Annotated in this window: 21 protein-coding genes; 10 read left to right on the forward strand and 11 right to left on the reverse strand. The window is 63.7% G+C overall.

Annotated features, from left to right (window positions below):
* The first annotated feature begins 43 nt into the window (after positions 1–43).
* Genes G5B40_RS15785 through G5B40_RS15800 form a run of 4 tightly spaced genes read left to right on the forward strand, consistent with a single transcriptional unit; the run spans position 44 to position 3,593 of the window.
* Positions 44–712: a DUF4286 family protein gene (locus tag G5B40_RS15785; RefSeq protein WP_165100480.1), complete on the forward strand. Its 669-nt coding sequence runs from the start codon at positions 44–46 to the stop codon at positions 710–712.
* A gap of 29 nt (positions 713–741) precedes the next feature.
* Positions 742–1,734, forward strand: a complete 993-nt coding sequence (locus tag G5B40_RS15790; RefSeq protein WP_165100483.1) for a TRAP transporter substrate-binding protein — start codon at positions 742–744, stop codon at positions 1,732–1,734.
* Positions 1,735–2,292, forward strand: coding sequence for a TRAP transporter small permease (locus tag G5B40_RS15795; RefSeq protein ID WP_165100485.1), 558 nt, complete (start codon positions 1,735–1,737; stop codon positions 2,290–2,292).
* Positions 2,293–2,294: 2 nt separating this feature from the next.
* Positions 2,295–3,593, forward strand: coding sequence for a TRAP transporter large permease (locus tag G5B40_RS15800; protein WP_165100488.1), 1,299 nt, complete (start codon positions 2,295–2,297; stop codon positions 3,591–3,593).
* 18 nt (positions 3,594–3,611) lie between these two features.
* On the opposite strand, the gene G5B40_RS15805 is transcribed toward G5B40_RS15800, so the two are convergent.
* The 11 genes from G5B40_RS15805 to G5B40_RS15855 form a co-directional block, all read right to left on the reverse strand.
* On the reverse strand, positions 3,612–4,310 hold the full coding sequence (locus G5B40_RS15805) for a DUF2848 domain-containing protein (protein ID WP_165100491.1): 699 nt from the start codon (positions 4,308–4,310) through the stop codon (positions 3,612–3,614).
* A 51-nt stretch (positions 4,311–4,361) separates the two neighbouring features.
* Positions 4,362–5,279 carry a dihydrodipicolinate synthase family protein gene (locus tag G5B40_RS15810; protein WP_165100493.1) on the reverse strand — a complete coding sequence of 306 codons (918 nt, stop codon included), beginning with the start codon at positions 5,277–5,279 and terminating at the stop codon, positions 4,362–4,364.
* 74 nt (positions 5,280–5,353) lie between these two features.
* Positions 5,354–6,640 carry a TRAP transporter large permease gene (locus tag G5B40_RS15815; protein WP_165100495.1) on the reverse strand — a complete coding sequence of 429 codons (1,287 nt, stop codon included), beginning with the start codon at positions 6,638–6,640 and terminating at the stop codon, positions 5,354–5,356.
* Positions 6,640–7,266, reverse strand: a complete 627-nt coding sequence (locus tag G5B40_RS15820) for a TRAP transporter small permease subunit (RefSeq protein WP_165100497.1) — start codon at positions 7,264–7,266, stop codon at positions 6,640–6,642. Before G5B40_RS15820 ends, G5B40_RS15815 begins: the two co-directional genes overlap by 1 nt.
* 39 nt (positions 7,267–7,305) lie before the next feature.
* Complete coding sequence (locus G5B40_RS15825; RefSeq protein ID WP_165100500.1) at positions 7,306–8,370, reverse strand: TRAP transporter substrate-binding protein; 1,065 nt, start codon at positions 8,368–8,370, stop codon at positions 7,306–7,308.
* A 36-nt stretch (positions 8,371–8,406) separates the two neighbouring features.
* The gene (locus G5B40_RS15830) at positions 8,407–9,204 is read right to left on the reverse strand and encodes a putative hydro-lyase (protein WP_425500067.1); all 798 of its coding nucleotides are present in this window, start codon (positions 9,202–9,204) and stop codon (positions 8,407–8,409) included.
* An 88-nt stretch (positions 9,205–9,292) separates the two neighbouring features.
* Entirely contained in the window at positions 9,293–10,105 is an 813-nt protein-coding gene (locus tag G5B40_RS15835) for a carbohydrate ABC transporter permease (RefSeq protein WP_165100504.1), read from the reverse strand.
* A complete protein-coding gene (locus tag G5B40_RS15840; RefSeq protein WP_165100506.1) occupies positions 10,102–10,995 on the reverse strand; it encodes a carbohydrate ABC transporter permease in 894 nt (297 codons plus the stop codon). Before G5B40_RS15840 ends, G5B40_RS15835 begins: the two co-directional genes overlap by 4 nt.
* A gap of 54 nt (positions 10,996–11,049) precedes the next feature.
* On the reverse strand, positions 11,050–12,315 hold the full coding sequence (locus G5B40_RS15845) for an ABC transporter substrate-binding protein (protein ID WP_165100509.1): 1,266 nt from the start codon (positions 12,313–12,315) through the stop codon (positions 11,050–11,052).
* Positions 12,312–13,457 carry an ABC transporter ATP-binding protein gene (locus G5B40_RS15850; RefSeq protein WP_165100511.1) on the reverse strand — a complete coding sequence of 382 codons (1,146 nt, stop codon included), beginning with the start codon at positions 13,455–13,457 and terminating at the stop codon, positions 12,312–12,314. The genes G5B40_RS15845 and G5B40_RS15850 overlap by 4 nt, the downstream gene beginning before the upstream one ends.
* Positions 13,454–14,233 (reverse strand): DeoR/GlpR family DNA-binding transcription regulator, encoded by a 780-nt coding sequence (locus tag G5B40_RS15855; RefSeq protein ID WP_211907350.1) that lies wholly within the window; start codon positions 14,231–14,233, stop codon positions 13,454–13,456. The genes G5B40_RS15850 and G5B40_RS15855 overlap by 4 nt, the downstream gene beginning before the upstream one ends.
* A gap of 167 nt (positions 14,234–14,400) precedes the next feature.
* Between G5B40_RS15855 and G5B40_RS15860 the strand changes: the two genes are divergently transcribed.
* The 6 genes from G5B40_RS15860 to G5B40_RS15885 all read left to right on the forward strand — a co-directional run bounded on the left by G5B40_RS15860 (position 14,401) and on the right by G5B40_RS15885 (position 20,562).
* The gene (locus tag G5B40_RS15860; protein WP_165100512.1) at positions 14,401–16,062 is read left to right on the forward strand and encodes a Na/Pi cotransporter family protein; all 1,662 of its coding nucleotides are present in this window, start codon (positions 14,401–14,403) and stop codon (positions 16,060–16,062) included.
* Positions 16,063–16,200: 138 nt separating this feature from the next.
* Positions 16,201–17,175, forward strand: a complete 975-nt coding sequence (gene phnD, locus G5B40_RS15865) for a phosphate/phosphite/phosphonate ABC transporter substrate-binding protein (RefSeq protein ID WP_165100513.1) — start codon at positions 16,201–16,203, stop codon at positions 17,173–17,175.
* A gap of 66 nt (positions 17,176–17,241) precedes the next feature.
* On the forward strand, positions 17,242–18,024 hold the full coding sequence (gene phnC / locus G5B40_RS15870) for a phosphonate ABC transporter ATP-binding protein (protein WP_165100514.1): 783 nt from the start codon (positions 17,242–17,244) through the stop codon (positions 18,022–18,024).
* Complete coding sequence (gene phnE, locus G5B40_RS15875; protein WP_165100515.1) at positions 18,021–18,839, forward strand: phosphonate ABC transporter, permease protein PhnE; 819 nt, start codon at positions 18,021–18,023, stop codon at positions 18,837–18,839. The genes phnC and phnE (G5B40_RS15875) overlap by 4 nt, the downstream gene beginning before the upstream one ends.
* Positions 18,839–19,657, forward strand: a complete 819-nt coding sequence (phnE, locus tag G5B40_RS15880; protein ID WP_165100516.1) for a phosphonate ABC transporter, permease protein PhnE — start codon at positions 18,839–18,841, stop codon at positions 19,655–19,657. Before phnE (G5B40_RS15875) ends, phnE (G5B40_RS15880) begins: the two co-directional genes overlap by 1 nt.
* Positions 19,657–20,562 carry an HAD-IIA family hydrolase gene (locus G5B40_RS15885; protein WP_165100517.1) on the forward strand — a complete coding sequence of 302 codons (906 nt, stop codon included), beginning with the start codon at positions 19,657–19,659 and terminating at the stop codon, positions 20,560–20,562. The genes phnE (G5B40_RS15880) and G5B40_RS15885 overlap by 1 nt, the downstream gene beginning before the upstream one ends.
* The last annotated feature ends 36 nt before the right edge of the window (positions 20,563–20,598 follow it).

Consider the following 20,598-nt stretch of genomic DNA (forward strand, 5'->3'; position numbering starts at 1 on the left):
TCGCCACGGGCGATTCACAGCAGACAGGAGCTTAGAAGCGCCAATGCCCCTTTCCGGCCAAGCCATGCTGATCAACTTCATGAATGTCAGCGCGGAGCATGAACAGGATTTCAACAGGTGGTATGACAAGGAGCATCTTGAGGAGCGCGTTGCGATCCCCGGCTTCCTTGAAGCGCGCCGCTACATCGCCGAAGATGCGTTCGAGCGCTATCTCGGCATCTACACCACCGAGACGATCGAAACGCTGGGCAGCCCCGAATATCATCATCGACTCGCCAACCAGACGCCATGGTCGCTGAGAAACATCGAGCGGTTCCGCGATGCGACTCGCGCATGCGCCCGCGTGGTGGAGAGCCGGGGCGTCGGGCGCGGCGCTGCGCTCGGCTTCATCCGCCTTCGCCCGGCGCCGGGGATGGAAACGTCAACCGTTTCCTTCAAAACGCGGATCGACGCGGCGCTCGATCTCGATGGCGTGATTTCAGTCCATGTACTGGCGAACGATCCCGATCTCTCGAAGCCGCTGAAAGATGACCCTGCGGCGGCGGCGGGTGCGAACGACTGGTATGTGCTGATCGATGCGACCGGGCAGGAGGCGCTCGGCCCGGCCGAGGCGGCGCTGGACCTCGCGACCGTTGCGGGCGGACTGAGCCTGGTATCGAGAGGGCGCTATCGGCTGCTCTGGGACCTGGCGCGGGCCGAACTTGGGAACTGATTGCTTAACTGCGAACTGGGGAGATTGACATGGACTTCAAAGGCAAAACGATCGCGGTTGTGACGGCCGGCGCCATGGCCGCCTTGACCACGGCGGGCGCGGCGACGGCGGAAACGTCGTGGAACATGCCTGCGCGCTCCAACACGCAGAACTACATGACGAAGAACATCATTGAGTTCGTCGAGGACGTCGCCGAAAATTCGGGTGGTGAAATCAAGATCGATGTGCATCCCGAGGATTCGCTGGTCCGTCAGCCCGACGTGCTGAGGGCGGTGCAGACGCAGCAGGTCGAACTCGGCGAATATCTGATGTCGATGCAGTCGAACCTAAGCCCGATTTTCGCCGTTGACGCGATCCCGTTTCTCGCCGTCGGCTACGAGGCGAACCGCAAGCTGGCGAAGGCGGCGCGTCCGGCGATCGAGGAGGAGCTGGCCAAACGCGGCGTGAAGCTGCTCTTCATCCAGTCATGGCCGCGTCAGGGCATCTACGCCGACAAGGAGATCAACGATCTTTCCGATTTCGACGGGGTGACGATGCGCGCCTATAACCCCAGCACCGCCCGGCTGGCGGAACTGATGGGCGCGACCCCGGTGACGATCCAGCAGTCCGAGGTGCCGCAGGCCTTCGCGACCGGCGTGGTCGAGGCGATGATCACCTCGCCGACGACCGGCGTCGACACTCAGGCTTGGGATTTCGTTAGCCATTTCTATGATGTCGAGGCCTTCATCACCTGGAACGTCATCGTGATGAACCAAGATGTCTTTGACGGGCTGTCGAAAGATGAGCAGGAAGCGGTGATGAAAGCCTCCGCCGCCGCCGAGAAGCGCGCCTGGAAGAACGCCCCCGCGGTGACCGAGGAGCAGATCGCGACGCTCGCCGAGAACGGCATTACCGTGAAGAAGCCGAACGACGCGTTTCTCGCCGGCCTGAAGGAGATCGGCAAGGCGATGCTGGGCGAATGGCTTGAGACTGCGGGCGACGAGGGTCAGGCGGTGATCGACCGCTACAGAGCGATGGAATAAGTGATCCGTGGCGGCGGCTTCAGAGTGAAGGTGCTGGACGGGATCTTTCATCTCGCCGGCGTCCTGTCGGCTGTGTTGCTCGCCGCCATCGCGCTGCTCACCTTCATTCAGATCGTGGGCCGAACGCTCGGATATCTCGTCTCGACGGGAACCGAGTTCGCTGGCTTCTGCATGGCGGCTTCGATCTTTCTCGCGCTCGCCTGGACGCTGCGTTCGGGCGGGCATATCCGCGTCGGGCTCGTCCTTCAGGCCCTTCCGCCCGGGCCGCGGCGGTTGGTCGAGATCTGGTGCCTCTCCGGCGCCGTCTTCGCCATCGGGCTTTTCGCTTGGTCGGCGACGATGATGACCTGGGACTCCTACCGCTTCGGCGATGTTTCAGTCGGGCTGGTGCCGGTGCCGCTCTGGATTCCACAGATTGCGATGGCGCTCGGAATAATCCTGATGGAGATCGCGCTGATCGAGCAGCTCGTTCTTGTTCTCAGCGGGCGTGAGCCGACCTATCGCGCATTCGAGGACACCGAAAGCCGCGTGGCGCGCGGTGAAGAGCCAGGCGCATAACCATGGATCCCATCACCTTCAGTCCGTTTCTCGGCGTATTGCTGCTTCTCTTCCTCGGAGGCGGGATCTGGGTGGCGGTCTCTCTCCTGCTTATCAGTATCATCGGTATGTGGTCGGTCACCAGCGCGCCGGTCACGCTGGTGATGCCGCAGACATATTGGAGCGCGCTCAGCGGCTGGACGCTGACGGCTCTGCCGCTTTTCGTCTGGATGGGCGAGATCCTCTTTCGCTCGCGGCTTTCGGACGATCTTTTCCAGGGGCTTGCGCCTTGGGTGACGCGGCTGCCGGGACGCCTGCTGCACGTCAATGTTCTCGGTTGCGGCGTCTTCGCCGCGGTCAGCGGCTCTTCGGCGGCGACGGCGGCGACGGTCGGACGCATGTCGCTGCCGGAACTGAAGGCGCGCGGCTATGACGAGCGCATCTCTGTCGGCTCGCTCGCCGCCTCGGGCACGCTCGGCCTGCTGATTCCACCCTCGATCATGATGATCGTTTATGGCGTCTCCGCCAACGTCTCGATCGGGCGGCTCTTCATCGCGGGGGTGTTTCCGGGGCTGATGCTCATGGCGCTGCTGATGGGCTATATCGCGATCTGGGCGCTTCTGCATCCCGGCAAGATGCCGGCGCTGGTCGAAAGGATGACCTGGCGCGAGCGGCTTTACAGGCTGCGCCTGCTTCTGCCCGTCGTCTTTCTGATCGTCGCGGTGATCGGTTCGATCTATGGCGGTTATGCGACGCCGACGGAGGCGGCCTCGCTTGGCGTCGCCGGTTCGCTGATCATCGCCTTCGTTTCCGGCGGCATGGATCGAGTGGCGTTCCGGGAGAGCCTTTATGGCGCCACGCGGACCTCCTGCATGATCGGTTTCATCATCGGCTCGGCGGCTTTTCTGACCAGCGTGATGGGCTATAGCGGCATTCCGCGCGCGCTGGCGAATCTCATCAACAGCTATGGTCTCACCGCTTATCCGCTGCTCGCGGCACTGACGCTTCTGTTCCTGATCCTCGGCTGCTTTCTGGATGGAATCTCGATCATCGTGCTGACGATTTCGATCGTCCTGCCTATGGCGCAGGCGGCGGGGATCGACCCGCTCTGGTTCGGTGTCTACATGGTTCTCGTGGTCGAGATCGCGCAGATCACGCCGCCAGTGGGCTTCAACCTCTTCGTCGTGCAGCTGCTGACCGGGCGCAATATTTTCTACGTCGCCAAGGCGACCGCGCCCTTTTTCGTGATGATGCTGATCGGCGTCGCGATCCTCATCACGTTTCCAGCGATCGCGACATGGTTGCCCGCGCAAATGATGTAATCCGCGCGGGCCCTTACGTCAGGCGATGATCGGAAGGGTCAGTGTCTCGTAAGCATGCTCGATCGACCGTCCCAGAACCGGATCACGGAGCTCCATGCGAAAAAAGCGCGCCGGCCGCACGCCGCCGAGCGCGGGCACGGTGCCGCACATCATTGCGGCGCCCGGCTCCAGCCGCCCGGCGCCTTTCGCCGCGGGTGAGCCGGTGATGAGCTCCGGCAGGGGGCGAATATCGGCTAGGGTTCCTTCCTGATAGAGTACCCAATCTTCTTCCGGGGCGCTCCGGATCCACGCGCGCAGTTCCAGCGCGTCGAGATGATCCCGCACTTCGTCGTACGACCAGACCGCGCGCGCGATCGGCTTGTGGCAGATCTGCTTGGATAGCGCGATGGAATGCGCCTCAAGTTCGCGATCCGTGTGGTCCGAACCCAACCCCAGCCAGAGGTGGTCGCCGTCGTCGATCAAGACTGGCTCGACTTCGCCGGACGTGCCGTCGCCGACGACTTCGATCACCGTCGCGCCGGTCGCCATGGCCGCCGCCACCCGATAGTAGAGAGGTGTTTCCGACGGCGGCGCGATGCCGAGCTCCGCCAGTTCCGCGACGTGGTGATCTACGGTGGCTTGATCGCGGCCGGTCCAACCCGCCACGATCGCCCGGTCGATCGTCACATCTCTGGCGGCGCCATCATGTGGTTCCAGTCGCAACAATGTCGTCGACATGCCGCCTCTCCTTCCGTCTCTTGCGTTGAATGGACTGCGTTTCAGCGATCGCTACGCCGCTTCACGCCGCCCGGGCATCTGAAAATCCGCCTGATCGATGACCTGCGCCAGCGCTGTGAGCGCGGCTTCATCGAGCCGCATCAGCGGCGGGCGCACCCGCCCCCAGTCCGGATCGTCGGTACGCAGACCGATCACCGCCTTGAGCGCCGGAATCATCGGGAATTTCGCAATCCCGCGCCGGAACGCGGTGATCGCCTCCTGTCGCGCGTCCGCGTCGGGCGCTTCCCAATTGACGAAGACGTCGTGGATCGCCGCTGGGTTTATGTTCGCCGTGGCGCTGATGCAGCCCGCCCCGCCCGCGCGCAATGTCGGCAGCAGGAACTCTTCCGAACCGGCGAAGACGTCGAAATCGTCGAACCGCTCGATCATCGCAGCGGTGTTCGCCCAATCGCCTGAACTGTCCTTTACGCCGGCGATCGTTCCCGGATACTCGGCCAGAAGACGCTCGATCAGGTCGAGCGAGATCGGAACCTGGCTCACCGGTGGGATGTGGTAGAGGTAGATGCGCAGCCGCTCGTCGCCGATGCGCTGGATGATTTCTGAGTAGAACGCGAAGAGCCCGTCATCGGGGACGCCCTTGTAGTAGAAGGGCGGCAGCATCAGCACGCCGGCGCACCCCGAGTCCACGGCCGCACGAGTCAGTTCCACCGCGTCGGGCAGGGCGCAGGCGCCGGTTCCCGGCATCAGTCTGCCGGGGTCGAGCTCCTGCGCAGCGGTTTCCAAAAGATCGCGCCGCTCGGCCAGCGAAAGCGAGTTCGCCTCGGAATTTGTGCCGAAAATCGCCAGCCCGCAATCCTGCGACAGAAGCCAACGGCAATGGGCCAGCCAGCGTGTCCGGTCCGGCCTCAGTTCGGCGTCGAACGGCGTGACAACGGGGGAGAGAACGCCGCCCGAGATCTTTTTCGTCATGTTCCATGCTCCATTGGATTCTGTTCCGCTTGCGGGACTAATAGCCCCTTGTCGGACCGGTTCAAAGATTGAAGTCAGCCCTCGGCGAAACCGGGAAGGAAGAGCGCGAGCCCTGGGAACAGCAGGAGCGCCACGATCATCAACAACATCGCCACGGCGAACGGAATGACGCCGACGATCACTTCGTTCAGCGACCCCCGGTCGCGCACCCCCTGCACGACATAGAGATTGAGGCCGATCGGCGGCGTGATAAGCGCCATCTCGATCAGCACGATCAACAGGATGCCGAACCAGACGAGATCGAACCCCAGCCCGGAGACGATGGGTATGACGATGGGGATGGTCACGATCATCAGCGAGAGCGTTTCGACGAAGAAGCCGAGGACGATATAGAACGCGATCAACAGCATCAGCGTCTGCATGGGGCCGAGGTCGAGTTCGGTGATCACCTCGAGCAGACGGTCGGTCAGCCCGACGGAGGCCAGCACGAAGTTGAGAAAGTTCGCGGCAATCAGGATCAGCATGATCATCACCGTCGTGCGCATCGTGCCTTCGAGCGTCTCGAAGATCATGCGCCATGAAAGGCCGCCGGCGGCCCAGGCCATGACCAGCGCCGCGATCACGCCTATGGCCGCCGCCTCCGTCGGAGTGGCCCATCCGGCGTAGATCGATCCGATAATGAAGGCGAAGAGCAAAAGAATCGGCCCTAAATGGCGCAGTTTGGACAGTCGCTCGGACATGGTGGCCGAACGCCGCCCACCGCCCCAATGCGGCTTCCACGCGCAAAGAGCCGCGATGATAATCATGAAGAGCAGCGCCATGAGCACGCCCGGCACGATGCCGGCGAGAAAGAGCTGCGGGATCGAAGTCCGCGCGAGAAATCCGTAGACGATCAGATTGATCGAGGGCGGAATGAGGATGCCGAGCGTGCCGCCCGCCGCGATCGAGCCCGCGAAGAACCGCTCATCGTAACCAAGCCTGCGCGCCTGCGGCATTCCGATCGTAGCGACCGTGGCGGCGGTCGCGACCGAAGAGCCGGAGGTCGCGGAAAAGAAGGTCGCCGTGCCGATATTGGCGTGCATCAGCCCGCCCGGCATCCAGGAGAGCCATGCGTCGAGCGCGTCATAGACCTTGGCGGCGATTCCCGAGCGCTGGAGAATCTCGCCGATCATGATGAAGAGCGGGATTGCGACGAGGATGAAGCTGGTCGATGTGCTCCAGAGCTGGCTGCCGAGCGCGTTGATCAGCGGCGCCGGCGAATAGCCCCAGTCGAGCGTCACGCCGAGGATGAAGAGCGCCGCCGCAACCGGCACGCTGAGCGCCAGCAGCGCCAGAAGGACGACGATCGAAACGCCCAGCATCAGAGTGTATCCTTGTGAACGCTCGCTCGGCCTTCGGCGATGGCGCTTTCGGTTTCCTGCGCCGTCGTCGGGGCGCCGCCGTGCAGGGTCGCGATCGCGTAGGAGCGCTCGATAAACAGCGCCGCCAGCACCCTGAGAACGAGGAGCGCGATGATCAGCGTGAAGAAGGCGAACCCGGCGAGCCAGAGCGCCTGCGGAATCCAGATCGGCGTGGCGAGCGCCGTGAGCGAGGTCGTTCCCCGCCCCCACGTCCGCTCGAGCAGACCCCAGATCGCCCAGCAAGCCGTGGTGGAGAACCACCCCATCGCCAGAAGCGCGATGATATCGCACGCGGCGCGCACGGGGGGCGTCAGGCGCTCGGTCAGGATGGCGATGCGGATATGGGTCTTGGTCAGCATCGCATAGGAGAACGCCCAACTCGTTGAAACGGCGAGCGCGTAATAGGAAAGCTCTCCCGCCCCCCATGTCGATACGCCGAAGACCCGCCGCAGGACGACGTCCATCCCGATCATGAAGGCGGAAAGCAACATCAGCGCGCCGCCCATAAGCAGGGCGACGCGCGCGATCTTGTCAGCCGACGAAATGACGATGTCGAGGCTTCTCGGTAGGCTCGTCAAACGGTCCACCAGGCCCGGCCCCCTTTCATCGGTGCGGCGTGCGAGCCGCTATTTGGCGGCGGCGCTGATATCCAGCACCTTGCCCACGGTCGAGTTCCAGTTTTCGATGCAGGCCTCGCCACAGCGCTCGGCCCAGAGCGGCAGCACGTCGTCCTTCAGCGTGGCGAGCGCCGTCTTGAGATCGGCGTCGGTGATCTGGACCAAAGTCAGATCGGCCGCGTCGCCATAAGGACAGTCGCCGCCAGTGTTGCAGGCGATGCCCACCTCGGTCGATTTGCTGGCGTCGGTCCAGACGCTGTCCTCGAACTTTGCGAACTCATCCATGAGGAAGGTTTGCGTCGCCTCGTCGAGCCCCTCCCAGACATCGTTCCGCATGACGATGCCGACCGGGTCCCAGCCGCCGGCCGGCAGCGGGTAGAAGTGGGTCGCCGCTTCGGGCCAGCCGGCGAGATAGCCGGACAGCGAGCCGGTGATGCCGCAGTCGATCACGCCGCGCTCCATCGCGATCGTGACCTCGTTGAAGGAGACGTCGACCCCGGTGCCGCCGAGCGCCTCGATGAAATCGATTGTCATCCGGCCGGAGCCGCGGATGCGCTTGCCGTCGAAATCCTCAAGCCCCTTGATGGGTGTGTTGCAAAAAACAACCTGCGAGGTGAACGGAACGACCGCGAGGAGCTTGCCGCCGAAGGTCTCGTCGAACACCGCCGCAAGCTGCGGGCGATAGGCGTCGGCGATCTCGCGCGCGAGGACGGGGTCGGCGATGCCGGAGAGGTCGACCCCTTCGAGCCGCGGGTCGTCGCCGGCGACATAGTCCATCACCGTCGCGCCGACGTCGTAGACGCCCTGCTGAACCATTTCATAGACAGCGCCGCCGGACAGGCCGAGTTCGTCAAAAGCCTTGATATTCACGGTGATGGCGCCGTTCGACGCTTCAGGCAGCGTCTTGGTCCAGAACGGGACCTCGTGGTCGGGATAGAGGCTCGACGTGCTCCAGCTTCCGACCACGCTGAACTCGCGCTCCATCAGGTCCTGCGCCCCGGCTGGCGCCGCGGCGAGCATCGCGATGGCTGTCAGAGTGGTTAGACAGGCGAGGTGGGCATGGGGGTTCGGCATGGTCTTCCTTTCAAAATCTTGATTGGTCACGCTGGTTCAGATGGCTGCGAGCGACGCGTTGTCGAGATCGGTGATCAGCATGTGTCCGGGCTTGTGCGTTATGCAGATTTCAGGCCGGGCGCGCTCGATGGCGACCTGCGGAGTGACTCCGCACGCCCAGAAAACCGGGATTTCTCCGTCGCGCATTTCAGGCGGGTCGCCCCAGTCCGGCGTCATCAGGTCGCGAATCCCGATCTGCTCAGGTTCGGCCAGATGCACCGGCGCGCCGTGAACGGCGGGAAACCGGGTGGTGATCTGAACAGCCCGGATCGCGTCGGCCGGCTTCATCGGCCGCATCGAAACGACGAGGCCGCCGCCGAAGGGGCCGGCCGGGCGGGTTTCGATGTTCGTGCGATACATCGGCACGACGCGGCCAAGCTCGACATGGCGGAGGCCGATGCCGGCCGCCATCAGCGGCTCCTCGAAGGAGTAGGAGCAGCCGAGAACAAAGCTGACGAGGTCCTCGCGCCAGTAGCTCCCGATCTCCGTCACCTCTTCAACGAAGCGTCCGTCCCTGTAGATATAGTAATGTGGGACATCCGTGCGGATGTCGATGTCGCCCAGCATCGGCAGGGCCGGGTCGCCGGCTTGCGATACGCCGAGCAGCGGGCAGGGCTTGGGGTTGGCGTGGCAGAAAGTGAAAAAGTCGAGAGCGTAGGCCTTCGGCAGAATCACCAGATTCCCCTGCACGCGCCCGTTCGCCATGTTCGCCGTGCCGCCGGTGTGTTCGCCGCGCGCGATCAGGGCGCGGGCCTGTTCTGGCGGCAGGCGCTCAAACTCGGAACTTCGATCCACGTCAAGCATTCCGTCCTCGTCTGTTTGGGGTTGGCCCTTGGATCGACCCCATGTTCCCCTGATTGCCCAGGCTTGTCCAGCCGGCCTTTTAACGAATCCCGGCGCGCAGGAACGCCTGAACGAACTGGCGCTGGAAGATCAGGAAGGCGATCAGCAATGGTGCGACGGTCATGATCGTCGCCGCTGATATGACCGATATATTCACGCCGTTCTCCGGCGCCGCGAAAATCGAAAGGCCGACCGTGAGAGGGCGCGTCTCCTCGGAATTGGTGACGATCAGCGGCCAGAGGAAATTGTTCCAGTGGGTCGAGACGGAAACCAGCGCATAAGCGATATAGGTCGGCCGCGCGGCGGGCACATAGACCCGCCAGAGGACGCCGAGCCAGCCGCACCCCTCGATCCGCGCCGCCTCGTCCAGTTCCCTCGGCACCGATTTGAACGCCTGGCGCATCAGGAAGATGCCGAATGCGCTGGCCCAATAAGGGGCGCCGATGCCGAACACCGTGTCGAAAAGACCGAGTCGCGAGACCATTGCGTAGTTTTCGACGATCAGCACTTCGGGCAAAATGAAGAGCTGGAGCAGCACAAGGATGAAGACCGTGTCCCGTCCCGGAAAATCGAACTGCGCGAAGGCGTAACCGGCCAGCGTCGTGAGGACGAGCTGCCCCGAAAGCACCACCGTCACCAGAAGGAATGTGTTGAGGAAATAGCGCAACCACGGCGCGCCCGTCCATGCGGTGCGGAAATTCTCCAGCGTCCAGGCCGAACCAATGTTGAAATTGACCGCGTCCGACGTGCTGTGGAACGCCGCCCAGAAGGCGAAGACGAGCGGCGCCACCCAGACGACCGCGAGAAGCCATGCGCCCGTGGTGTCGAGCAGCCGTGCCAGCCCGCCGCTCATCGGTAATGGGTCCTGCGGTCAAGCAGTGTGAACTGGACCGCCGCGACAATCCCGAGGACGACCAGCACCAGCACCGTCATCGCCGCCGCGTGGGGCGCGTCGAAATAGGCGAAGGCCATCTCCCAGATGTAATAGAGGATCAGTTTCGAGGCGTCCGACGGGCCGCCCTTGGTGAGAATGAAGAGATGGTCGATCAGCTTCACCGAGTTGATCAGCGCGTTGACCATGACGAAGAGCGTCGTCGGGGCCAGAAGAGGCAGGACGACGCGCCGCGTATAGGTCCAGCGGCTCGCGCCTTCGATATCCGCCGCCTCCTTCAGATCGGGTGGAATCGTCTGTAGCGCGGCGAGGTAGAAGATCATGAAAAAGCCGCTCTCCTTCCAGATCGTGACGATCACGATGGCCCAGAGCGCGGTTTCTGGCTGACCCAGCCAGTTGACGGAGGTGAACCCGAACAGCGCCCCGATCTGGTCGAGCACGCCGAGGCCCGGCGTGTAGAAGAAGAGCCAGAGATTGGCAGCCGCGATCATTGGCAGCACGGTCGGTGTGAAATAGGCGGTGCGCACGAACCCCCGTGCGGAAATTTTCGAGTTCGCCCAGAGCGCCATCGAAAGCGCGATGACGATGGAGACCGGGATCGTGACGCCAGCGTAGAGAAGGTTGTTCTTCACGACGAGCCAGAATGTCGGGTCGGCGAAAAGGTCGGCGTAGTTCCCGCCGCCGATGAACTCACTCGGATTGCGGCGCGTGCCGCGTGAGAAGAGACTCTCCCACAAGGTCGCCACCGAGGGGATGAAGGCGAAGAGGGACAGGAAAATCAGCGCCGGCGACAGCAGCAGCCAGCCGTTGATGATCCGCCTTCGGCGTTCAAGTCGGGCGAGTTCGTTCATGCGCGCCTTTCAGCAGACGAGGCGCCCGAGGGCGCCCCGTCAATCCGTCGCCCGTCAGCGATAGGGCTTCAACAGGCGCTCGGCGGCGGCCTGAGCCTCGCCCAGCGCATCGGCGGGTTCCTTCGCGCCGGTCAGGGCGGACTGGATGGCGTTGTTGAGGCCGTCGCGGACCCGCGCCGTCTCGAAGGTCGAGAACTCGGCCACCGCGTCCTCGAGTTGGTCGCGCGCGACCAGCGCCGGCGGGAACTCCGCCGTATAGGCCTTCAGCGCGTCCGTCTCGTAGGCCGCCGGGCTGACGCCCATGTAGCCAGTGGCGATCGACCATTCCGCGGCCTGCTCCGGCGAGGTCATGAAGCGGATCAGCTTAAGCGCCGCGGCTTTCTCCTCATCAGTCGAATTCTTGAAGAGATAGAAATTGCCGCCGCCGGTCGGGGAGCCCTTGCGCACATTCCCGGGCAGGGTGGCGACACCGAAGTCGAAATTCGCCTCATTCTTGACCGCGGTGAGATTGCCGGTCGAATGCCACATCATCGCCGTCTGCCCTTCGAGGAAGGCCTGGCGCAGCGTGCCCCACTCGACGGTGCCCTCGGGCATGATCTTGTGATCGACGGAAAGCCCTTTCCAGAACTCCAGCGTCTCGATCACCGCCGGGTCGTCGAAATAGGTGTGAAGCCCGTCAGAAGACATCAGCTCCTTGCCGTTCTGGATCGCCAGCGCCTGGAACATCCAGTAGGGATAGCCGGTGGACGGGATCATGAGGCCGTAGGCCCCATTCTTGGTGAGCGCTTTGCCCATCTCCACCATCTCGTCCCAGGTCTCCGGCGGATGATCCGGGTCGAGTCCGGCGGCTTCGAACATGTCCTTGTTGTAATAGGCGACGATTGTGGAGCGCTGGAACGGCACGCCCCAGGTCTTGCCCTCGATCTGACCGTTCGCCATCAGCGCCGGGTAGAAGCCATTCAGCCAGGCCTTCTCCTCGTCTGAAGAGATCACGTCATCGAAGGGGATGATCAGATCCTGCTCGATCAGGTCATAGGCGTCGATCGAGAACATGACCGCCAGCTGCGCCGGCTCGCCCGAACCGATGGCCGAAAGCGCGCGCACGCGGGTGTCGTCATAATTGCCCGCGTAGATCGCGGTGACGTCGATATCGGGGTTCTCCGCCTCGAAATCGGCGACGATCCCGTCCACCACCTCGGTCAGTGCGCCGCCGACGGCGATCGGGTAGTACATGGTGAGTTCGGTCTTCGCGAAGGCCGGCGCCGCGAGCGCCGCGATCCCGCCCGCGAGCAGAACCGATTTGAGATTCAGCGTTGTCATGGGGTTCCCCTGTCAGTTGGGTCAAATGGGAGTTCATCGAGAGTTTCAGTGTCACGCTCTTCAGCGATCGGCCCACGCGGGCTCTTGCGGCCCGTCGCGGGAGGATTTTGCGCGGTTCCCGCGATTCGCCTGCCGGTTTCGCGGTCGAATACATGGAGCCGGTCCTTCGGGAACGACAGCTCGACCGTTTCGCCGGCGGGCCGCGTCGCTTCGCCTGCGATGCGGACAGTCAGACCATTGGCGTTCGGATGCGCGAAGGAAAGGAAGGTCTCGGCTCCCATGTACTCGCATTCGGTCACCGTGGCCTTGAGCGCGCCCTCGCCCGGTTCGACGATACTGAGATCCTCCGGCCGGACGCCGAAGATGACGGAGCGGCCGTCGGCGAGGCGGGGCAGGGCCTCCGCTTCGATCAACGCCATCGGCGGGCTGCCGACGAAGCTGGCGACAAAAGTGCTGGCGGGCTCGTTGTAGAGTTCGGCCGGCCGCCCCGCCTGTTCGATCCGCCCATCTTTCATGAGAACGACGATGTCGGCCATGCTCATCGCTTCGGTCTGATCATGCGTGACGTAGAGCACGGTCATGCCAAGTTCGCGTTGAATGCGCTTGATGTCCCGGCGGACCGAATGCCGGAGCTTGGCGTCGAGATTCGAGAGCGGCTCGTCCATCAGGCAAAGCGGGTGCCCGGCGACGATGGCGCGGGCGAGGGCGACCCGCTGGCGCTGGCCGCCGGAAATTTCACCCGGCTTGCGTTGCTCCAGCCCCTCGAGCCCGGTCATTTTCAACGCCCGCGCCAGCTTTACCTTTTGCTCCGGGCGCGGGGTGCGCCGCACCTTGAGCCCGAAGAGAATATTTTCGGCGACGTCGAGATGCGGAAATAGAGCGTAGGACTGGAACACCATCGAAAGGTTGCGCTTCGACGCAGGGCTGGCGGTGACGTCCGCGCCGCCGATCGAAACGGCGCCCTGATCCGGCGTCTCCAGTCCGGCGATAAGCCTGAGCGTCGTCGACTTGCCGCAGCCGGATGGGCCGAGCAGCGCGACAAAGTCGCCCTCCGGAACGCTGAGATTGATGTCCTCCACGCCGAGTTGATCGTTCCAGCGCTTCGAGACGCCGTCGAGCGAAAGGAAGGGAGAGGCGTTCATGTCACAATCTCTTCCGTGATGCGAAGCCGCTCGCCGAGTCGCTCCAGAATATGCGCGTAGTCCGCTTCGGGGCGCGCTTCGATCACGACGTGATCCGCGTCGTCGATCATCCCGCCGAGCGCAGGCGCCGGCCGGCCGAATTTCGAGCTGTCGGCGACGAGGACCGAACACCGGGCGTTCTCTCGGATCGCCTCGCGCGCGCGCACCTCCGCGCGATGAAAGTCGAGAAGGCTGCCATCGGCGTCGATCCCGCCGACTCCATATATCCCGAAATCCGCCCGGTAGCGGGTGAAGACGGCGCTCGCCTCGTCGCTGAGCAGGTCCCGGTCCGGGAGCCTGATCTCTCCGCCCGGTATGATGATTCGGTTCGAGCGTTCGGCCGTCAGCGCCATCGCGGCGTTCAGGTTGTTGGTCACGACGGTCAGGTTCTTCAAAGCGTGCAATTCATGCGCCACAATCGCCGGTGTCGTCCCGATCGAGATGAAGATCGTGGCGCCGTCCTCGATCATCTCGCACACCGCGCTTGCGATGGCGCGCTTCGCCCCGGTGTTGAGCGCGCGCCGTGCGTCATAGGCGGTGTTGACCGGGTGTTCCATCAATTCCGCTCCGCCATGGCGCCGACGGAGGATATTGGCGTCGCAGAGCGCATTGATGTCGCGGCGGATGGTCTGCATAGAAACGCCGAACTCGGTCGCGAGTTCCTCGATCGACACCGTGTTGCGGAACCGCGTCCGTTCGACGATCTGGCTTTGACGGAGGCCGGTCTTGGTCAGCATTCGCGCGTTTTCCATGCCCCAAACGATCATTCCACTTTTCATTTAGACATAATATGTTACAAAAAGACGACAAAATATAGTCCTTTCGATGAAGACGCGGACGTACAGGGCGTGCCTGGCCCGGATCCGGTGGAGCCGGCGCCGCGACGGGAGTAAGAAGGCACGGTATGGCGATACTCGCGTTCCTGACGCAACTGCTCGGCGCAACGATGCTGCTGCTCTACGCGGTGCGGATGGTCCGCACCGGGATAGAGCGCGCGTTCGGCGCGTCTTTCCGGCGCATTGTGACGACGGCGGGTGGGCCGCTGCGGGCGGCCGCGGCGGGGCTGACGCTCGCCGTGATTCTGCAAAGCTCCGCCGCAGTCGCGCTTCTGGTCGCGGGGTTCGCGAGCGTGGGCGCGATCGGCTTCGCCACTGGACTGCCCGCGCTTCTCGGGGCCGATCTCGGCTCGGCGTTGCTGATTCAGATCCTGTCGTTCAAATATGAATGGCTGGAGCCGGTTCTTCTGGCGCTCGGCGGGGGCCTTTTCCTGAATTCGAACCGGCGGGCGACGAAGCAGGCCGGGCGGATATTGATCGGAATCGCCTTCATCCTGATCGCGCTCTCGTTCCTCCGTCAGGCGATGGAGCCGATCAGGGAAAGTGAATTTCTGCCCGCGATCGCCGGCTATCTCGAAAGCGATTATGTCTCCGCCTTCATCGTGGGGGCGGCGCTGGCCTTCATCATGCATTCGAGCGTCGCCGCGATCCTGATGTGCGTGACGCTGGTCGCGGTGGGCGCGCTGCCGCTGATGGCCGGCGCATCTCTCGTGCTCGGCGCCAATCTTGGCAGCGCGATGCTGCCGCTCTGGCTTACACGCGCGATGCCGACCGCCGCGCGCCGGATCCCGGCCGCCAATCTTGCGATCCGCGGCGCGGGCGCGATCGCGGCGGTTATCGGTGTGAACCACCTGCCCGCGATCCCGTATATCGCCGCGGTGTCCGAGGCGCAGACGGTGATCAACGTCCATATCATCTTCAACTGTCTTCTCTTGATCTCACTGCCGCTCTGCGGATTTCTCCAGAAGCCGTTCGAACGGTTGATGCCGCATGAGAGCGAGGCCCGCCTCGAGGTCTCCGTTGAGCAGAAATCGGTGCTGGACGAAGCGGCGCTGTCGACCCCGCAACTCGCCCTCGCCAGCTTGAAGCGCGAAGTGCTGCGCATGACGCAACTGACCCAGACCATGGCGCGTCCGGTGATGGAGCTTTACGACAGCGGCGACAAGAAGCTGGCGGCAGAGATCGCGGCGCAGGACGATTTCGTGGACAAGGCGCTGGACGGCGTTCGCCGCTACGCCGCCGCGATGACGCACGCGCACCTGAAGAAGGACGAGGAGAAGCGCGCGCGCGAACTCACCGAATACGCCATCGCGCTCGAATCCGCCGCCGACATCGTCGTGAAGCGGCTGGTTCCTCTGGCGCTGAAGAAGTCCGACAAGGCGATCAGATTCTCCCCCGCCGGACGGCGTGAGCTTGTGCTCATGTTCGAGAGCCTGCTCGCCAATCTCGATCTTGCGGCGAATGTCCTCGTCTCGGACGACCTGGAGAGCGCGCGTCTTCTTCTGGAGGAGAAGAACGAGATGACGCAGCAGGAGCGTGCGAGCCGGAAGAAACATCTGAAACGGTTGGGCGACGGGACCTCGACCAGCTTTGAATCCAGCAACATCCATTTGGAGACGTTGAGCGCGATCAAGGATCTCAACAGCCAGATCGCCGTCGTCGCCTATCCGATCCTGCACCGCGCCGGCCAACTGCTGGAAACGCGCCTGATCAACAACCTCAAGGACTGAAGGGAAGGGACGAGCATCGCGAGACGGAAACGCCGGTATTTCCGATGTCGCAAAAATGAAATATGAGTGTCACAAGAAGGAATGGAAGAAGAAGTACGGTCCGTCCGTCGCTTCCGACATGGAAAAAGGGAGAGTGGAATGACGCTCAAGGAACTGACGGCGGCCATCGTCGCCGTCGCAGCGCTAGGTTACGCAACGCAGGCTGCGGCGCAGGAGGATTGCCCGCGCGGCGATCTCGACCAGAGATATTGCGACCGGGACGGCGATCTCGTCGCCGACACCCCGACCGACGAGAGCAAGCTGCTGGATCCGGACACGTTGATCTTCGCCTACACGCCGGTGGAGGACCCGGCGGTCTACAAGGAGGCGTGGTCGGATTTCCTCGACCACTTGAGGGAAGCGACGGGCAAGGAGGTGGTCTTCTTCCCGGTCCAGTCGAATGCGGCGCAGATCGAGGCGATGCGCTCCGGCCGCCTGCATATCGCCGGGTTCAACACCGGCTCCAACCCGCTCGCGGTGAACTGCGCCGGTTTTCACCCGTTCACCATCATGGCCTCTGAGGATGGCGGCTTCGGCTACGAGATGGAGATCATCACCTATCCCGGCTCCGGCGTCGAATCGCTGGAGGACATCAAGGGAAAGAAGATGGCCTTCACCGCGCCGACCTCGAATTCCGGGTTCAAAGCGCCTTCGGCGATCCTGAAAGCGGATTTCGGGCTGGAGGCGGAGCGCGATTTCGAGCCGGTCTTCTCCGGCAAGCACGACAACTCGATCCTCGGCGTCGCCAACAAGGACTATCCGGCGGCGGCGATCGCGAATTCCGTCATGGAGCGGATGATCCTTCGCGACGTGATCAAGGCGGACCAGGTCGTCTCGCTCTATAAATCGCAGACCTTCCCGACCACCGGCTTCGGCGTGGTCTACAACTTGAAGCCTGAGCTTCAGCAGAAGATCCACGACGCGTTCTTCAGCTTCGAGTGGGAAGGGTCGAGCCTCCAGAAAGAGTTCGAGAAATCGAACGAAGGCCAGTTCCTTGAGATGAACTACAAGGACTTCTGGGAAGTGATCCGCAAGATCGACGCCGCCAACGGCGTCTCCTACGCCTGCGAGTAACCCGCGTCCGGCGGCGGCCCTGCATCGGGCCGCCGCACCCGCATTCGAATTGTGAGGGGCGTGGGCATGCTCAGGCTTGAGAAACTGGTCAAGACCTACAAGACGGGCGACCAGGCGTTGAAATCTGTCGATCTGGAAGTTCCGAAGGGGCAGGTGCTCGCGCTGATCGGGCCGTCGGGGGCCGGCAAGTCTACGCTGATCCGTTGCATCAATCGGCTGGTCGAGCCGACGGAAGGCAAGGTCTGGCTCGCCGATACGGAGCTGGTCCGGCTCGGCGCCGGCGCGCTCCGGCGCGAACGGCGCCGAATGGGCATGATCTTTCAGGAATACGCGTTGGTCGAGCGGCTGACGGTGATGGAGAATGTGCTCTCGGGCCGGCTCGGCTATGTCGGTTTCTGGCGAAGCTTTCTGCGCCGCTACCCGCAATCCGACGTCGATGAGGCGTTCCGCCTGCTGGACCGCGTCGGCCTCGCGCATATGGCGGACAAGCGCGCAGATGAGCTTTCGGGAGGGCAGCGTCAGCGGGTCGGGATCTGCCGCGCGCTGATTCAGGACCCCATGCTCCTGCTCGTCGATGAGCCGACCGCCTCGCTCGACCCGAAAACCTCGCGCCAGATCATGCGGCTCATCTGCGAGTTGTGCGCGGAGCGCGACCTTGCCGCGATCATCAATATCCACGATGTGGCGCTCGCCCAGATGTTCGTTCAACGCGTTATCGGCCTTCGCGCCGGCGCGATCGAGTTCGACGGCCCGCCTGACGCACTGACGCCCGAGGTTCTGACGACGATTTACGGCGAAGAGGACTGGCATCAGACGATCAAGAAGGACGAGTCGGAGGAGGCGGCGTGACCGCGGCGACCGAACTCGACACGCTGATCGGGCGAAAGTGGCGTAAGCCGCCCTTCATCAAACGGGCCTGGCTGCGCTGGATGCTGACGATTGGCGGGCTCGCCTATCTGGTCGCCGCCTTCGCGACGCTGGAGGTGAACTGGTCTCGCGTCTACGAAGGGCTGGACCGGGGCGCCGCCTTCATCATGGCCTTCATGGAGCCCGATTTCGTCAGTCGCTGGGGCGATATCCGCGACGGCATGGTGGAAAGCCTGGTGATGACGGTGGGCGCCTCCGTGGTCGGTATCGCGATTTCCATCCCGATCGGCCTCGGCGCGGCGCGTAATATCGCGCCCCTGCCGGTCTATGTCATTTGCCGAGGCATCGTTGCGGTCTCGCGCGCGCTGCAGGAAATCATCGTCGCGATCCTCCTGGTGGCGATCTTCGGGTTCGGCCCGCTCGCCGGGTTCCTCACGCTGTCCTTCGCCACCATCGGCTTTCTCTCCAAGCTTCTCGCGGAGGACATCGAAGCCATGGACCGGAGCCAGGGCGAGGCGATCCGCGCCACCGGGGCGCGCTGGCTGCAATGGATCAATTACGGGGTTCAGCCGCAGGTCATGCCGCGGCTGATCGGCCTTTCGATGTACCGGATCGACATCAATTTCCGCGAAAGCGCGATTCTCGGCCTTGTCGGCGCGGGCGGCATCGGCGCGACGCTCAACACCGCGTTCGACCGCTATGAGTTCGATACGGCGGCGGCGATCCTCCTCATGATCATAGTCATCGTCATGGCGCTCGAATATCTTTCCGGAATTATCCGCGCGAGGATGCAGTAATGCCGGTCAGGAGCATACCCGGCGGCGGCCAGGCCTGGCGGCGCCGGACGAGGGGCGAGACCCTGATCCGCTGGGCGGGCTGGCTGATCGGCGTCGCCATCTTCGTCTTCTGCTGGAACCGGATATCGGCGTCCACCACCTGGTTCTTCGTCTGGGACGCGCCGCGTATCGCCGGCGACATACTCTCACGCGCGACGCCGCCGCGCTGGTCCTATATCGACCAACTCTGGCGGCCGATCTGGGACACGCTCAACATCGCCACGCTGGGCACGCTCTTTGCGCTGATCATGGCGGTGCCGGTCGCGTTTCTGGCGGCGCGGAACACCACGCCTTCGCGGTTCCTGATCCGACCGGTCGCGCTGCTGATCATCGTCTCCACAAGATCGATCAATTCGCTGATCTGGGCGCTGCTACTGATCGCGATCATCGGGCCTGGCGTCTTCGCCGGCGTCATCGCTATCTCGATCCGTTCGATCGGCTTCTGCGCCAAGCTGCTTTACGAGGCGATCGAGGAGATCGATGAAAGCCAGGTCGAGGCGATCACCGCCACCGGCGCCAGCCGGTGGCAGGTGATGGCTTATGGCGTGGCGCCGCAGATCCTGCCTGCTTTCGCCGGCATCTCGGTTTTTCGCTGGGACATCAACATCCGTGAGAGCACCGTGCTTGGTCTTGTCGGCGCCGGGGGGATCGGGTTGCAGCTATCTTCCTCGCTAAACACGCTCGCATGGCCGCAGGTGGCGCTGATCCTGATCGTGATCTTTGTCGCCGTCGTGATCAGCGAATGGGTCTCCGCCAAGGTTCGGGGCGCGATTATCTGATGGACGAGCCGAATGAAGCGGCGTGGGCGTTCGCCGCCTATGAGGGGGTGCGCGGGCGGCTGCCCGCCGCCAGCGCCGTGCGGACGCCGACCGCGCATCGCTCGCTATCCGCGCTGATCGATCTCTACGATGTGTTTCTTCTCGATGCGTTCGGTGTGCTCAACATCGGCGAAACACCCATCGCCGGGGCCCCAGAACGCGTCCTGGAGCTGCGCGCCGCCGGAAAGCGGGTCATGGTCGTCACGAACGCCGCCAGCTATCCGAAGCGCGTTCTTCTCGAAAGATACCGCCGGCTGGGATTTGAATTTCCCGCCGAGGATGTCGTTTCCAGCCGTGAGACGCTGCTCGCCGCGCTCAAGCGCGAGCCGGAGCGCCAATGGGGGATCATGACGCCGGCGGCCTATGGGCGGGAGGAATTGGAGCATCTGGATATTGCGTTCCTCGGCGACGATCCCGTCGTCTATGATCGCGTCGACGGCTTCATCCTGATGGGGTCGGGCGAGTGGACGGAGGCGCGTCAGGCGCTGCTGGAAGCATCGCTTCAGGCGTCGCCGCGCCCGGTTTTCGTCGGCAACCCGGATATCGTCGCGCCGCGGGAGGGTGGAATGACGCGGGAGCCCGGCTATTTCGCCCACCGCGTCGCGGACGCCGCCGGCGTCGATCCGCACTTCTTCGGCAAGCCTTTCCCCGCGATCTACGAGATTGTCCTCTCCCGCGTCGGCGCCATGCCGCGGGAGCGGATCGCAATGGTCGGCGATACGCTCCATACCGACATTCTCGGCGGCGCCGGGATGGGGTTCGGAACCGTTCTGGTGACGGATCATGGCGCGCTGAAGGGCGAAGATATCGAAGCCGCCTGCGCGCGGGCCGGCATCTATCCGACACATACCGTGCGCGACACGTAGTCGGAGCGCAGGCTCGGCGCCTTCGGGCCGCGCGGC

It is taken from the genome of Pikeienuella piscinae, assembly GCF_011044155.1.
GTDB classification, from domain to species: domain Bacteria; phylum Pseudomonadota; class Alphaproteobacteria; order Rhodobacterales; family Rhodobacteraceae; genus Pikeienuella; species Pikeienuella piscinae.